Raw genomic sequence first — 13839 nt, forward strand, 5'->3', positions numbered from 1 at the left:
AAGCGCATCGAGATCCTGCTGCTGATCGCCATGCTGGCCAATGTCGCCACGATGGTTGCCGGCCTGCACGTCCGTGACAGCGGGCAACAGCAGCGCTACCAGAGCAACAGTATCCGGCACCGGAACGTGCTGTCCGTGTGGCGCCTGGGACTGGAGTGGCTTCGGCGTCAACGGCCCGGCGCCGTGCCCTGGCCCTCCTGGAAAATTCTCCGAGAGAACCTTCGTGAGGAGGTCAAGGAGCAGGCATTATGGGGGATCCTTCAGGGACAGACCCCCATTTCGGGCTAATCGGGGACAGACCCCCATTTCCGCCCATTTCCGACCTAGCCTGAATCAACCAGTGGCTGGCAGTGATGCCGGCCGCTGGCTTTTCCAAATTCCAAGTAATCGACGGCAGTCTCTGCCGAGTCCTCATTTCCGTCACTTGCTTGAGCCGTCGGTGGCTCGTGACAGCGTCGAGTGTTCTATCGCTGCAGCGTACCAGGTTGGCTCGCCAGTTTGGCCTCGTCCTGCGCCTCCAGCTTCTGGGCAAAATGCGGGAAGAGTTGTTCGAAACGCTGTTGGGTATCGTCGTCCTTTTGCGCAGACGCCTCGTCGGCCAGAATCATGTTCTGGTAAAGTTCGGGGTTGGGTAACAGCGTTGCTTGTCTTTCTGCCCACTGGCGATAGGTCCCGACCATCTCGGCGGAGCCCAAGGCTAATCGGGGACAGACCCCCAATTCCGACCCCCAATTCCGGACCCAATTCCGACCTAGCCTGAATCAACCAGCGGCCGGCAGAGATGCCGGCCGCTGGTGTTTTCGGCCAAGCTGCGATACATTGATCGCATGTATCACAAGAGGCAAGCATCATGCCTATCAGTCTCCGCCTGGATCCGGAAATCGAGGCACGCCTGGCCCATCTGTCCCGGGCGACAGGGCGCTCCAAGACATTTTACCTCCGTAAGCTGATCGCCGAGCATCTCGACGAGCTGGAGGATGCCTATCTGGCCGAGCATGCGCTTGAGCAGCTTCGTCAGGGCCGGGATCGTGTCATGACCTCCGAGGAGTTCTGGCGTGACCTGGAAGATTGAGTATCTGGCTTCAGCAGCAAAGAGTTTCAAGAAGATCGACCCTCAACACCGCCGGCGCATTCGTGCCTACCTGGAAGAGCGGGTGGTGTCTCTGGAGCATCCGCGCCTACTGGGCAAGCCCTTGAGGGGCGAGTTGATGGAGTTCTGGCGCTATCGTGTGGGAGATTACCGCATCATCTGCCAGATTCAGGATGACAGGCTGGTGGTACTGGTGGTCCGGGCGGCCCATCGCAAGGATGTCTATGAGGGCTAGTCGGACGCCCCCCATTTCCCTCCTGACCTGAACTCACCAGCGGCCGACCGTTGGTGGTGTCGGGGTTGATCGAGACGGTTGCCGGAAGTCAGATCGCGAAGTTCTGGTTGGACCCAGTTGAGCTACAATCGAGCAAAGGCTTGCGTGCTCATGAGATCAATCACCTTCGCAAACTGGTCGAACGGCACCAATCCTATTTTATGGAGGCATGGTATGCGCACTTTGAACCTTGAATCTGATCCGCTGGCGGTTGATGTGAGTTTCACGACCGATGCCTTCCGTATCGCCCTGGACGATGGTCGTGAGTTGTCGATACCGCTAGCCTGGTTTCCCCGCCTGCTGCACAGTACTCCTGAGCAGCGTGATCAATGGGAGCTGATCGGTCGTGGTGAGGGCTTACATTGGGAGAGCCTGGACGAAGACATCTCCGTCGCAGGCCTGCTTGCTGGACGTGGCGACCAGACGCGCCGTCATTCCTCTCGGGTCGCATGATGGCTAATCGGGGAGACCCCCATTTCCCTCCTGACCTGAACTCACCAGCGGCAGAGATGCCGGCCGTTGGCGTTTTGGTGTTCCACTAGCGGGAAGTGCGTCATTGACGTATCATGATTCCATGTACACGGTTATCGAAACTGCCATGTTTCGGCGTTATGCGGAGCAGATCTGGCAAGATGATGAGCGAGAGGCCTTCATTACCTGGTTTGCTGCAGATCCTCTGGCAGGAGATGTCATTCCGGGCACGGGTGGTGTACGAAAGGTCCGCTGGCGGCGCCAAGGCATCGCTACAACACCCTCGATGATGGCCAGGTATGGTTGCTGATCGTGTACTCGAAGTCGAAGTTTGACAATCTGCCCGCATCGCTGTTGAGACAATTGAGAGAGGAGCTGGACCATGGATAAAGAACTGGATCAGATTGGGCGTGATCTGCTGGAGTCCGTGCGCCAGATGAAGCGTGGTGAGGCGGTTCGGGTCACTCGGGTCGAGGTCCCCATGGCTGCTCAGATTCGCCATCGGTTGGGACTCTCGCAAAAGGAGTTTGCCGAGCTATTGGACGTTAGCCCCGGCACCTTGCGTGGTTGGGAGCAGGGGCGGCGTGAGCCTACCGGTACTGCGCGTACCTTGCTGCGTGTGGCGGAAAAGCACCCCGAGGCGCTGCGCGACCTGGCGGGCTAATCGGAGACAGACCCCCATTTCCAGTTCAAGAGGCTAACTGTCGTACCTCGGGCTGTTCGCTGTGCTCGGCTTGCCAGAGGTCATAGGCGGTCTGCATCGCAAGCCAGTGTCGCGCAGTGCCGGCGCCGGCGCGCTCCAGGCGCACGGCCAGAGCCGGCGAAATGGCGGCATGCCCGGGGGCTAATCGGGGACAGACCCCCATTTCTTTCCGTGGGGATCCGTCAGGGACAGACCCCCATTTCCTGACCCCCATTTCCTTGAGGGTGTGTCGCGGCCGGCCAGTTACGTTCGTCTTGACGTACGTCTTGAAAGGCTTACAATCCTGTGAGGTTGGATCATGTATGAGGTGCATCATGACCGGTATCACAGCGACCGAGGCACGCAGCAACCTTTATCGGTTGATCGATCAGGCCGCCGAGTCCCATCAGCCCATCGTCATCATGGGGAAGCGCAACAAGGCGGTTCTGGTGTCCGAGGAGGACTGGTCTGCCATTCAGGAAACGCTCTACTTGCTTTCCGTGCCCGGTATGCGCGAAACCCTTCGAGAAGGAATGGATACTCCTGTCGATGAGTGCGACGAGGCGTTGGATTGGTGACATGGAAGCTGGTTTACACCAAGCAGGCCCAGAAAGATGCCAGGAAGCTGGCGTCGAGTGGCCTGAAGCCAAATGCCCAGGAGCTGCTGGCTCTGCTGTCGCAAGACCCTTACCGTAAGCCGCCTCCCTTTGAAAAGCTGGTGGGTGATCTTTCTGGCGCCTATTCCCGCCGCATCAACATTCAACACCGACTGGTGTACCAGGTGATTGATGGCGAGCGTGTGGTCAAAGTGCTCCGTCTATGGAGTCACTACGAATAATCGGGCGAATAATCGGGGACAGACCCCCTTTCCTGACCCCCTTTCCCTTTTTCCCCCTGCTCCCTTTATTCGACATCCTCCCGTGGGGGCCTTGGCTTGCGCCCCGGCGTGCCGCGCACGGTGCGTCGGCCCAGCAGTTCGGCGACCTGCTGCTGGAAGCGCGGCGTTCCCAGCACCAGCCCGCTGTGGGTGACCTGGCGGATCTCGTCGACAAGCCCTTCCTCCAGATACTCACGAAACAGCTCGCGGTAGCCTGCATGGCGCTCGATGGGGGTGCCGCCCAGATCACGGATCACCGCATGGGGCGTGATGATCGGATCGGGGCTGCCCTGGGCGTTGGCGGCATAGCTTGACCAGCGGTACTCCGCCGGATGCGCCACCATGCCGGCGCGCAGCGGGTTGAGTTCGATATAGGCGTGACAGGCCAGCAGGTAGCGGGCTTCGCCCACCAGGCAGGAGCGAAAGCGCCCCTCGAACAGGGTGCCGGTGCGCCGGTAGCGGCGGTTGAAGCGCTGTACATAGACCTGGCCGAGCCGTTTCATCATTGCGCTGATCGCCTGCGGATCCTGCGCCGGGGTGGCCAGCAGATGCACATGGTTGGTCATCAGCACATAGGCGTGAATCGCCACGCCGCAGGCACGGCTGACCTCGTCCAGCAGGGTCAGGTAGGCCTGGCAGTCGTCGCCGTCGGCAAAGCAGACGCTGCGGTTGTTGCCGCGCTGAATGAGATGCAGCGGGGTGCCGGGCAGCAGCAGGCGGGCGCGACGGGTCATGAGGGCCTCGGAATCGGCGACGCTACGCCAAGCATGGCCTAGCCGAGGGCCGGCTGCTGTACGAGATCGGTGATAGCGCCTGTCATCCAGCGAGGGTTTGGTAGAGGGCGTGGTGGATGTTGCACTGCACAAAACTCTTTGCTATTGTGCACTGCAGCAGAGCGGGGCTCTCCCGTTCCACGTCATCCAGAACCCAGGAGGTTCCATCATGACCAACTTTTTCGCCTTTGATACCAAGCACTTCGACACCGCCCAGCTGGAATCCATGTTCGCTCCGGCACGCGCCTTCGCCGCACTCTCGGTCGATACCACCGAGAAGCTGATCAATGCCCAGCTCGAGGCGACTCGTGCCTACGCCGACACCAGCCTGGCGCAGCTGCGTAGCCTGGTCGAGGTCAAGGATGCCGAAGGCCTCAAGAACTACATGGAAGGCCAGCAGCAGGTCGCCAACGAGCTGACCGAGCGCCTGAAGGGCGACGCCGAGAAGGTTGTGGCCCTGCAGCAGGAGTTCGCCGAGGAAAGCCAAAAGCTGACCGAGAGCAACGTCAAGCAAGCCCAGGAAACCGCCAAGGGCGCTACCGAGACCGCCACCAAGGCCGTCAAGGAAACTGCGCCCAAGGCCAAGTAAGCCTGTCCCGGCCCACGGGCCGGGGATAGCATAAGTCACCAGCAGGCCGCCGATCCTCCTCGATCGGCGGCCTGCTGGCGTGTGGGTAATCGGGGACAGACCCCCATTCCCAGCACAAGATGCCGGTCTGCTAAGGGGCCCATGCTAAACTTACAGGCATAAAATTCGAGCGGTGGAGGCAGTGATGCGCTTGAGCGATCGAGAACGCCAAGAGATCGTAACGATCCTGACGCGCCATTTTGGTGCCTCAACTCGCATTCTGCTGTTCGGTTCCCGGGCGGATGACCAGGCTCGAGGCGGGGATATCGACTTGTTCATAGAGCCGGAACTGCAGGACCCTGACGAGATTGTGGAGGCCAAGCTTACTGCCATGGTGGAGCTGCATCAGCGCCTGGGTGAGCAGAAGATCGATCTGGTGATCTGCCGACAGGCGAGCCCGGATCTGCCGGTGCATCGCGTGGCGAGGGAGACGGGAGTGGCACTGTGAACCACGAAGCATTCGAGGGAAGCCTGGACATCTGCGAACGCCATGCTGAACGACTGCGCTGGGCGATGGGCACACTGAAACACCGCTTCCCTGTCGCGCCTGAGGACCTGGCCGACTTCACGCCAATGGACCTCGCGGTGGTGGATCAATTCGTGATCCGGTTTTCCAAGCTTCAGGATGCCATGGGGGCACGACTCCTGCCCGGCGTGCTCGAGCTGACCCAGGAGCCGGGCGAGTTCCCGGCCTTCATCGACAAGCTCAACCGCCTGGAGAAGATCGGTGCCATTCGATCGGCCGCCCAGTGGTTGCGTTTTCGCGAAATGCGCAATCAGTTTTCTCATGACTATCCAGACGATCCCGAGATCCAGGCAAGCCTGCTCAACAAGGCCTTCACACTGGGAGAAGAGCTGCTCGCCGCGCTGGAGCACGTAAAGTCGTTCAGCAGCCACTATCGAATGCCGCCGCAGGGCTAATCGGGGACAGACCCCCATTCTTCAAGCGCATTTCACCATCTACCCCGATGAGAACTCTTCTGTTCATGCGATAGCCCTGCTTATCCAGGGCAGGGCGCTGCCGGCGTCTGGTATTCTGTCACCCGCTATCAACCGTGGAGAGAGCGAGGCATGCTGAGGGAGTTCAAGGAATTTGCCGTGCGCGGCAACGTGGTGGACATGGCGGTGGGGATCATCGTCGGCGGGGCCTTCGGCACCATCGTGCAGAGCCTGGTGAAGGACGTGCTGATGCCGCCCATCGGGCTGCTGATGGGCGGCGTCGACTTCTCCGATATCTTCCTGGTGCTCAAGGGCGAGGGGCCCTACGCCACCCTGGCCGAGGCCACGGCCGCCGGGGCGGTGACGCTCAACATCGGCGTGTTCGTCAACAACGTGGTCAGCTTTCTGATCGTGGCCTTCGCCGTCTTTCTGCTGATCAAGGGCATCAACCGCCTGCGCCGCCAGCAGGCCAAGGCGCCCACGCCACCCACGGCACCGCCGGAGGAGATCCTGCTGCTGCGCGAGATCCGCGATGAACTGCGCAACACGCCGGTGCGCGGGGATGCACCGAGAGAGTGATGAGGCTCAGAAATGGACGCGCGGCAAGCGATGATCGCGGGGCGTGCGGGAGGCCTTGCCGTGCAGCCGCGTGCCGGAGCGGCTCCATAACGTCAGGAATCGTTCGTTGCGGCGGCGACGACGGGCCGATTGCTGCGCTCGCGCCGGCAGCGGCTGGTCCCAGAGGGGAGCAAATGGCATAACGGACATGAGGCGTCTCCGAGGCCTGGTGGCCGGTTGATCGATATGGAAGCGGTTTTCATTGTACCCGAGGTCAACCGCTTGTCTACGACGTAAGTCGCAGATGTCGGTAAGGGAGACTCTGCATGAGGCTGGAACATCCTGCCATCGAGCGGCTGATCGCCGGCGTGGACGCCGCCGGGCGCGAGGTGATGGCGATCTATCGCCGGGGCTTCACCGTCGAGCACAAGGCCGACGACAGCCCGCTCACCGAGGCCGACATGGCCGCCCACCATGCCTTGCTGGCGCTGCTCGAGCGCGAGTTGCCGGGGCTGCCGGTGCTCTCCGAGGAATCCGACGAGACCGCTTTCGCCACCCGTCGGCACTGGGAGCGCTACTGGCTGGTCGACCCCCTGGACGGCACCCGCGAGTTCGTCGCCGGCAACGGCGAGTTCACCCTCAATGTGGCGCTGGTCGAGGCCGGGGTGCCGGTGTTCGGCATCGTGCATGCCCCGGCGCTGCCCGAGGGCGACGTGACCTGGTGGGGCCAGGTAGGGCAGGGGGCCTTTCGCCGCGAAGGGGGGCGTGAACGCGCCATCGGTGTACGTGAACTGCCCGATCCCGAGCGCGAGCCCTGGCAGGTGGCGGGCAGCCGGCGCAACGGCCTGGCCGCCTTCGAGACCTTCTGCCGGGCACTACCCGCGCATGCCACGCAGAACATTGGCAGCTCGCTGAAGTTCTGCCTGATCGCCGAGGGCCAGGCCGACCTCTACCCGCGCCTGGCACCCACCCACGAGTGGGATACCGCCGCCGCCCAGGCCATCGTGACCGCCGCCGGCGGCCAGGTGCTGAATGTCGAAACGCTCGAACCGCTGCGCTGCAACCAGGGCGAGAGCCTGCTCAACCCCGGCTTCATCGCCTGCGGGCAGCGCGACCCGCGCTGGGAGAAGGCACTGGCCGAGGCCCTGCGGGTCGACCCGGACAGCCGCTGAAAGGCTGCGCCCCGGGGCAGCTGCCCCGACGCCAATCTTGCCTACACTGAGGGCATCGGATAGCGGATACTGGATAGCCGGCAGGGAGGCCACTCGCATGCACAACACGCCACAGATACGCCACCACGGCGCCGCGGAAGGCGTGACCGGCAGCTGCCACCGCCTGCAGGTCAGCGAGGACCGCGCGCTGCTGGTGGATTGCGGGCTCTTCCAGGGCCAGGACGCCGACCACCTCGACAGCCTCGAACAGCACCGCGTGCGCTTCCCGGTGGACGACGTGCTGGCGCTGATCGTTACCCACGTGCACATCGACCATATCGGCCGCCTGCCCTACCTGCTGGCCGCCGGTTACACAGGGCCGATCCTCTGCTCGGTGCCCTCCGCGCGGCTGCTGCCGCTGGTGATCGAGGACGCGCTGAAGATCGGCTTCACCCGCGACCGGGCGCTGATCGAGCGCTTTCTGGCCGAGGTGGAGGAGCGACTGGTGCCGCTGGACTACCGCCAGTGGCATACCCTGATCGACGACGAACACCACCATGTCCGCGTCAAGCTGCAGCGCGCCGGGCATATCCTCGGCTCGGCCTATGTGGAGATCGATACACACGACCGCACCACGGGCGGGGCCCACCGCATGGTGTTCTCAGGCGACCTGGGTGCGCCCTACGCGCCGCTGCTGCCGGCGCCCAGAGCCCCGTATCGCGCCGACACCCTGGTGCTCGAGAGCACCTATGGCGATCGTACCCACGAGGATCGCACCACCCGCCGCGCCCGGCTCGAGGCCGCCATCGACCGGGCGCTTCAGAACGCCGGCAGCGTGGTGATCCCCGCCTTCAGCATCGGCCGCACCCAGGAGCTGCTCTACGAGCTCGAAGGGCTGATCCACGGCGCCAAGGATCCGCGCTGGCGCGAGCTCGAGATCATCGTCGACTCGCCCCTGGCCGCGCGCTTCACCCAGGTGTACCGCGAGCTCAGGCCCTGGTGGGACGCCGAGGCCCACCGACGGCTGCGCGGCGGCCGCCACCCGCTGAGCTTCGATAACCTCTACACCGTGAACGACCACGCCGAGCACGAGCAGACCGTGGACTACCTGGCGCGCACCCATCGCCCCGCAGTGGTGATCGCCGCCAGCGGCATGGTCACCGGCGGGCGGGTGGTCAACTACCTCACGCGCATGCTGGCTGACCCGCGCCACGCCGTGGTGTTCATCGGCTACCAGGGCGCCGGCACCCCGGGCCGCGACATCCAGCGCTACGGGCCCCGCGGCGGCTGGGTGCAGCTCGACGGCGAGCGCCTCGACATCCGCGCGCATATCGAAACCGTCAGCGGCTACTCCGCCCACGCCGACCAGCACAACCTGCTCGCCTTCATTCGCCGCATGCGCCACCCGCCGCGCCACATCCGCCTCGTGCACGGCGACCACGACGCCCAGCTTGTGCTAAAGGAGCGGATCGAGCAGTGGGCGAGGGACGCGGGCAGGGAGGTCGAGGTGAGCCTGGGCCGAGATCACCTGGCAGAGCAATAGATGGGGCGGCGGAGGTGCTAAAGGAGCTGCTAATTTGTGGGAGCCGTCGGTTCGACGCGTCGACTTGCACGGCGATTGATTGCAAGCACTGCTCCCACAAGGTGATAGGAACCTCCTTGTCGGTTCGACACCTCGACTCGCACGGCGAGGGTTATCTCGAGACTAACTTCCTCGCCGTGAGCACTGGTACACTTCCTGGCGCACCACCATGGAAGGGTCGCGATGTTCCACCACATCCTTGTCGTCTGCACCGGCAACATCTGCCGCAGCCCGGTGGCGGCGGCGATGCTCGCCCGCGCATTGCCAGGCCTCAGAGTGGAATCCGCCGGGCTGGGAGCGCTGGTCGGGCAGGGGGTAGAGCCGACCGCTCGGTCGCTGGCGGAAGCCGATGGCCTGGAAGTGGTCGGTCACCGCGCCCGCCAGCTCACCCCGGAGATGATCAGAAGCGCCGATATCGTGCTGGTGATGAGCGAGGGGCAGCGCCAGGCCGTTGGCGAGCTGGTGCCCGAGGCCCTGGGCAAGACCCTGCTGCTGGGCCACTGGCTGGAGGAGAGTCACGGACGGCAGATCCCCGATCCCTACCGGAAGAGTCGCCGGGTCTTCGAGGAGGTACACGAGCGTTTACGCCTCGCCACAGACCGTTGGGCATCCAGGCTCTGATGCAAGCTTATCTGATGGATTCTTCAATGGATTTACCTTGTCCAGCGACTGGCGCGGCCGGCGTGCATCGAAGGCGGGGTCGGTCGCTTTGAACCTCAGGGCAAAGGCTGTATCCTTCTCCGGCCAATTAGAATTAGCCCAGCGACAGCGTGCAGGCGGTCGCCGCCCACAAGGCGTAGTGGCCCCTAGGGCGCTGGTTTAGAATAGCGTCTCAAAATAGGGATGGCGCTTCGTCACACCTCAGGCTAAGCGCGGGTCTCCAGACTTATTGACAGGGCATGGGAATGCGTCCGGAACAATCCCCGGGCGGTAGCGTGCCCACTCGACAGGCATATTAAGGAAAACTTACCGATGAGCCCGGAAGAACAGCCGAGCCCTGGCTACCATGACGACGAGATCGACCTGCGTGACCTGGCGTTGATGCTGATCGAAGGCTGGTACTGGATCGTTGGCATGGTCGGTCTGGCCGTGGTGGCAGCCTTCGCCTACCTGGCCGTGACCACGCCCACCTACGAGACAGCGTTTCGCGCGGTTCCGGCATCCGCCTCGAACTTCTCCGGCTTCAACCTGATGAATGGCTTTGAGGTCACCCCGGGAGAAGCGTATCGGACACTGGGCAATCGGCTTTCGAGTTTCCAGAACTTCGAACGTTTCGTTGAGGACAATCAGGATCGTTTCCAGATCGACCCTGAAGCGGATCTGGGGCAGGTGTTTGCTAATCGACTGACTGTTGGAGGCCTGAGTGCCGATGGCAATAGTCAGATGATGATGAACATAGAGTATCGGTACCCAGAAGGAGAAGAGGGTGCCGAGATTCTCAATGATTATGTCGGTAATACCTCGGAAAAGGTCTGGACGACACTACGAAACCGATTCGAAGATCACAGCCGTGCGCAGCTTGCTAGCCTGTTCAATGAACTTCAATTGCATAAAGAAACCCTGAAGCGTTCTCGGGAAGATAGACTTTTCAAACTCGAACAAGCGATCACCGTGGCTCGTCGGCTCGGTATCGAGAAGCCGACCACGCCTCAGCAGTTCGGCCGCCAGCCCAGTGGTAGTCAAGTGATCTATGCCAACATCGGCAACGACGGCTCACTTCCTCTGTACTTCATGGGTTATGAAGCCCTGGAAGCCGACCGAGACACGCTTAAAGAATCCATTGACGATGGATTGAGCAATATGATGATTCGTGAAATTGAGCAACAATTCGAGCAGAGAAAGCGGATCTCCAGTCTTCTTTCCAGCAACCGACTCTATGGTGTGGATGAGGGTGTAGAACCTAATCACACGGATCGCGTGATAGATGTTGTCGAGTATGCGTTCCGTCCTGCAGCACCGAGCGAGCCGCGTAAGGCGTTGATTCTCGCTCTCTCACTGATAGTAGGCGGCATGGCCGGCGTGATGTTGGTGTTCCTGGCGAGGTTTGCGGGTAGCTTGAGGTCGTATCGCGCAAAGCGCGGTTGATTCTACTCCTTCGATCTATTTGGTTATTCCCCTATGAAATTCCTCATCACCGGTAGTTGTCAAGCGGCCCGTCAGCATTGGTTTATGGTTTATAGAAGCTAAGCTTCACTGGTCGCTGGATATGGCGCTGCGCGAAGATGCCTGCAAGATCCACCGTGGTCAGGCTGCTGAAAACCTCGCCAGGGTTCGGCATATCGCCTTGAATTAGCTGAAAGGAGAGAAGCGTTTCAAGGGCGGCATCCGGCGGAAACAGAAGAAAGCGGCGCTGGATGAGACCTACCTTGCGGACATTCTCGCGGTGTAAGATTTTTCATGCGTTTTCCCTGCCCTGCCTCTTCCGTGTGGTCCAAAGTGCTGCGGTTATTCTATGAATCCAGGCTTCACAAGGTGATATCTTTATTTTCTTTTTGAAAATTGTAAATTTATGAAAAAAATCATTATTCACGCAGGTCTTCCTAAGACAGCTTCGACGTATCTTCAAAAGAAAATATTTCCGAATTTTAATAACTGTTGTTATCTGGGTAAGTTTTATCAGGAGGACTGTCGAGACCTGTCTAAGATACTGATGAGATCCCTAGAATGCTCTGATAAAGAGTTTCAGCATGAAAAATCTAGGTTTGTACATGAGTTTTCAACTCTCGATGGGAAGGTTTTTTTAATTTCTGAAGAGATGATACTTGTAGATACTTACAAGTCAACTTGGCAGGAAAAGATCCGCAGGCTAGCTGTGATTTTGGAAGATGTTGATGCTGCGTTGGATTATTTGGTAGTTATGTATCGTGACCCAATAAAGGCATCGTATTCTTTTTACGTGGAATGCTTTTCCATTTTGCGGAAAAAGTTTCCTAGCTATTTTGAGTTTGTGAAATATAGCAATCAAGCTAAAATTTTCAATTATAAATATTTTATAAGCGTTGTTTCATCATGTTTTTCTTGCGAAAAAATCAAGATATATTCTTATGAAAGCCTTTGCCTTCTACCAGAGGGTGTTTCAGGTATGGCTAAAGATCTAGGGTTCTCCTTATCTCAAGAAAGTAAGATTATGGATGGGTTTGAAAATCAGAAAAAAACAACAGAAAATGGGTATTTCTCAAATCCAATGAGTATTAGAGAGTATTTATTGTCTTTTCCTGTCTTTTCGTTGTTTATAAAGTTAATCCCAAGGAGGTATTATAAGTACATATCTTCGATTTTGGAAAAAATTAAAATTCGGAAGGGGGTGCTTGTAAAATACGAAGTTACAAAGGAGGCGGGTTTTATACTTTCTGTTGAAGAGGAATTTAATAGAAGGCCAAAATGTGGTAAGATGTTATATAAGTTATGAATAATTTTTCTGGTTTGCATGCGTCAAAATTTTCCCCTCTAATAGTTGTTGGAACTTTTTGGTGCATTACTTTCTTGGTTTACTTTTTTGATTTGGTAATTGAGTACCCATCAAAGAATGACTTTCTTTTGCTTTTATTCTTTTTTTCCAGCTTGATTTCAGGGGTTTGTGGGTATTTAGCTGCCGCCTCTATTAAGATTAGAATGGCTAAGAAAGTGGCATGTAGGCAATATGCCATTGTTGGTTTTCTGGCTTATGTGGGGTTATTTTATCCTATTGTTAATGTATACACCGGGAATAACCTAACGGATTTCTTTGCCCTTCTGCTTTCACCGCTTGATGCTTATCAGTCTATGCATGAAATGGTGTCCGGGGATAGGATGGAAAGGGCATGGCTAATAATTTTAAAAATTATTCTCTCCCCCTTTATACTTTTTTCTTTGCCGTACTTTGCAATGCGCTATATAAACGAAAATAAAGATAAAAAATACTTTGTAATTTTGGTTTTCCTGTATTTTGCTATGTCAGTTTTTCGTGGGACAGATAAAGAGATTTTCGATACTTTTATAATTGTTTTTTCCGTTTTTTTGGCTTGTAGGCCGAATATGGTTTTTAAATTATTTTATAAAGTGAAGTATTTAAAATATTTTTTAATTTTTATATTATTTGTTTCGTTAATAGTGTTTGAGTTCTACCATAAAAAATCAGATAGGCTTGGTGATGTAGAATCAAGGTGCTTTTCATCAACAGATATATGTTACGAAGTCGACTCTGGTGATCCTATCAATTTTGTAACATCACTGCTTTCAAGTTATTTAACACAAGGGTATTATGGGTTGGCATCATCATTTGATGGTGATTTTAATTCTTCATGGGGGTTGGGGCATTCAAAGAGTTTGGAGTATTTGGGCAGTTTGGCCGGGATAAGTAAATCTGAAAACCTTGTTAGACAGCTTGATTCATTAGGGTGGTCATCTAAAGGGCATTGGTCTTCCGGTTTCGTATGGATGGCGAATGATGTTCCGTATGCAATTATACCAATAATAATTTTCTTTATTTTTTTCTGGATGGGGTATTCTTTTATTGCTTTTTATAAGCATGGTGATGTTTTCAGTTTGGTTGTATTTTCATATTTTTTTCACATACTTATTTACATGCCAGCTAACTTGCAGCTGGCGCAAACCGGTGATTTGTATATAGGCTTTATTTTTATATTTGCTATTTATTTGTTGCGTTTTGTTGTCAACTTTTCAAGTGTTAGAAATGTGAAAATCTAGCATTTAGGTGTCTGGTAGGGGGGGGGGGGGGGGGGGGGGGGGGGGGGGGGGGGGGGGGGGGGGGGGGGGGGGGGGGGGGGGGGGGGGGGGGGGGGGGGGGGGGGGGGGGGGGGGGGGGGGGGGGGGCG

19 protein-coding genes and 1 pseudogene are annotated in these 13839 nt (G+C 57.7%); 17 read left to right on the forward strand and 3 right to left on the reverse strand.

Features of this window, described 5'->3' with window-relative positions; all coding sequences use genetic code 11:
• A pseudogene (locus OP497_RS17000) lies at positions 1–288 on the forward strand (hypothetical protein); the annotation flags it as partial.
• A 176-nt stretch (positions 289–464) separates the two neighbouring features.
• Here the strand turns inward: OP497_RS17000 and OP497_RS17005 are convergent.
• The gene (locus OP497_RS17005; protein ID WP_280550610.1) at positions 465–680 is read right to left on the reverse strand and encodes a hypothetical protein; all 216 of its coding nucleotides are present in this window, start codon (positions 678–680) and stop codon (positions 465–467) included.
• A gap of 170 nt (positions 681–850) precedes the next feature.
• On the opposite strand from OP497_RS17005, the gene OP497_RS17010 reads away from it, so the two are divergent.
• From OP497_RS17010 to OP497_RS17035, 6 genes are all read left to right on the forward strand, one after another.
• Entirely contained in the window at positions 851–1072 is a 222-nt protein-coding gene (locus tag OP497_RS17010) for a TraY domain-containing protein (protein ID WP_280550612.1), read from the forward strand.
• Complete coding sequence (locus OP497_RS17015; protein WP_280550614.1) at positions 1056–1325, forward strand: type II toxin-antitoxin system RelE/ParE family toxin; 270 nt, start codon at positions 1056–1058, stop codon at positions 1323–1325. The genes OP497_RS17010 and OP497_RS17015 overlap by 17 nt, the downstream gene beginning before the upstream one ends.
• 213 nt (positions 1326–1538) lie before the next feature.
• Positions 1539–1817 carry a DUF2442 domain-containing protein gene (locus OP497_RS17020; protein ID WP_280550616.1) on the forward strand — a complete coding sequence of 93 codons (279 nt, stop codon included), beginning with the start codon at positions 1539–1541 and terminating at the stop codon, positions 1815–1817.
• 400 nt (positions 1818–2217) lie between these two features.
• Complete coding sequence (locus OP497_RS17025) at positions 2218–2499, forward strand: helix-turn-helix domain-containing protein (protein ID WP_280550618.1); 282 nt, start codon at positions 2218–2220, stop codon at positions 2497–2499.
• Positions 2500–2852: 353 nt separating this feature from the next.
• Entirely contained in the window at positions 2853–3095 is a 243-nt protein-coding gene (locus OP497_RS17030; RefSeq protein ID WP_280550620.1) for a type II toxin-antitoxin system Phd/YefM family antitoxin, read from the forward strand.
• Positions 3092–3355 carry a Txe/YoeB family addiction module toxin gene (locus OP497_RS17035; RefSeq protein ID WP_280550622.1) on the forward strand — a complete coding sequence of 88 codons (264 nt, stop codon included), beginning with the start codon at positions 3092–3094 and terminating at the stop codon, positions 3353–3355. The genes OP497_RS17030 and OP497_RS17035 overlap by 4 nt, the downstream gene beginning before the upstream one ends.
• A gap of 65 nt (positions 3356–3420) precedes the next feature.
• On the opposite strand, the gene OP497_RS17040 is transcribed toward OP497_RS17035, so the two are convergent.
• A complete protein-coding gene (locus OP497_RS17040; protein WP_280550624.1) occupies positions 3421–4128 on the reverse strand; it encodes a transposase in 708 nt (235 codons plus the stop codon).
• A 208-nt stretch (positions 4129–4336) separates the two neighbouring features.
• Between OP497_RS17040 and OP497_RS17045 the strand changes: the two genes are divergently transcribed.
• From OP497_RS17045 to mscL, 4 genes are all read left to right on the forward strand, one after another.
• Entirely contained in the window at positions 4337–4756 is a 420-nt protein-coding gene (locus OP497_RS17045) for a phasin family protein (protein WP_280550626.1), read from the forward strand.
• 184 nt (positions 4757–4940) lie between these two features.
• Positions 4941–5243, forward strand: a complete 303-nt coding sequence (locus OP497_RS17050) for a nucleotidyltransferase domain-containing protein (RefSeq protein WP_280550628.1) — start codon at positions 4941–4943, stop codon at positions 5241–5243.
• A complete protein-coding gene (locus OP497_RS17055; RefSeq protein WP_280550630.1) occupies positions 5240–5716 on the forward strand; it encodes a hypothetical protein in 477 nt (158 codons plus the stop codon). Before OP497_RS17050 ends, OP497_RS17055 begins: the two co-directional genes overlap by 4 nt.
• A 150-nt stretch (positions 5717–5866) precedes the next feature.
• Positions 5867–6313, forward strand: a complete 447-nt coding sequence (mscL, locus tag OP497_RS17060) for a large conductance mechanosensitive channel protein MscL (RefSeq protein WP_280550632.1) — start codon at positions 5867–5869, stop codon at positions 6311–6313.
• Positions 6314–6319: 6 nt separating this feature from the next.
• Here mscL and OP497_RS17065 read toward each other — a convergent pair whose 3' ends face one another.
• Positions 6320–6502: a hypothetical protein gene (locus OP497_RS17065; protein ID WP_280550634.1), complete on the reverse strand. Its 183-nt coding sequence runs from the start codon at positions 6500–6502 to the stop codon at positions 6320–6322.
• Positions 6503–6618: 116 nt separating this feature from the next.
• Here OP497_RS17065 and cysQ point away from each other — a divergent pair, with 116 nt between their 5' ends.
• From cysQ to OP497_RS17095, 6 genes are all read left to right on the forward strand, one after another.
• A complete protein-coding gene (gene cysQ, locus OP497_RS17070; protein ID WP_280550637.1) occupies positions 6619–7464 on the forward strand; it encodes a 3'(2'),5'-bisphosphate nucleotidase CysQ in 846 nt (281 codons plus the stop codon).
• Positions 7465–7561: 97 nt separating this feature from the next.
• Positions 7562–8986, forward strand: a complete 1425-nt coding sequence (locus OP497_RS17075) for an MBL fold metallo-hydrolase (protein ID WP_280550638.1) — start codon at positions 7562–7564, stop codon at positions 8984–8986.
• A 222-nt stretch (positions 8987–9208) separates the two neighbouring features.
• A complete protein-coding gene (locus OP497_RS17080) occupies positions 9209–9646 on the forward strand; it encodes a low molecular weight protein-tyrosine-phosphatase (RefSeq protein ID WP_280550640.1) in 438 nt (145 codons plus the stop codon).
• Positions 9647–9997: 351 nt separating this feature from the next.
• Positions 9998–11110 carry a Wzz/FepE/Etk N-terminal domain-containing protein gene (locus OP497_RS17085; RefSeq protein WP_280550641.1) on the forward strand — a complete coding sequence of 371 codons (1113 nt, stop codon included), beginning with the start codon at positions 9998–10000 and terminating at the stop codon, positions 11108–11110.
• A gap of 565 nt (positions 11111–11675) precedes the next feature.
• Positions 11676–12434 carry a hypothetical protein gene (locus OP497_RS17090; RefSeq protein WP_280550642.1) on the forward strand — a complete coding sequence of 253 codons (759 nt, stop codon included), beginning with the start codon at positions 11676–11678 and terminating at the stop codon, positions 12432–12434.
• The gene (locus tag OP497_RS17095) at positions 12431–13711 is read left to right on the forward strand and encodes a hypothetical protein (RefSeq protein ID WP_280550645.1); all 1281 of its coding nucleotides are present in this window, start codon (positions 12431–12433) and stop codon (positions 13709–13711) included. Before OP497_RS17090 ends, OP497_RS17095 begins: the two co-directional genes overlap by 4 nt.
• Positions 13712–13839: the final 128 nt, after the last annotated feature.

The organism is Halomonas sp. 11-S5 (assembly GCF_029889825.1).
Taxonomy (GTDB): Bacteria; Pseudomonadota; Gammaproteobacteria; order Pseudomonadales; family Halomonadaceae; genus Halomonas.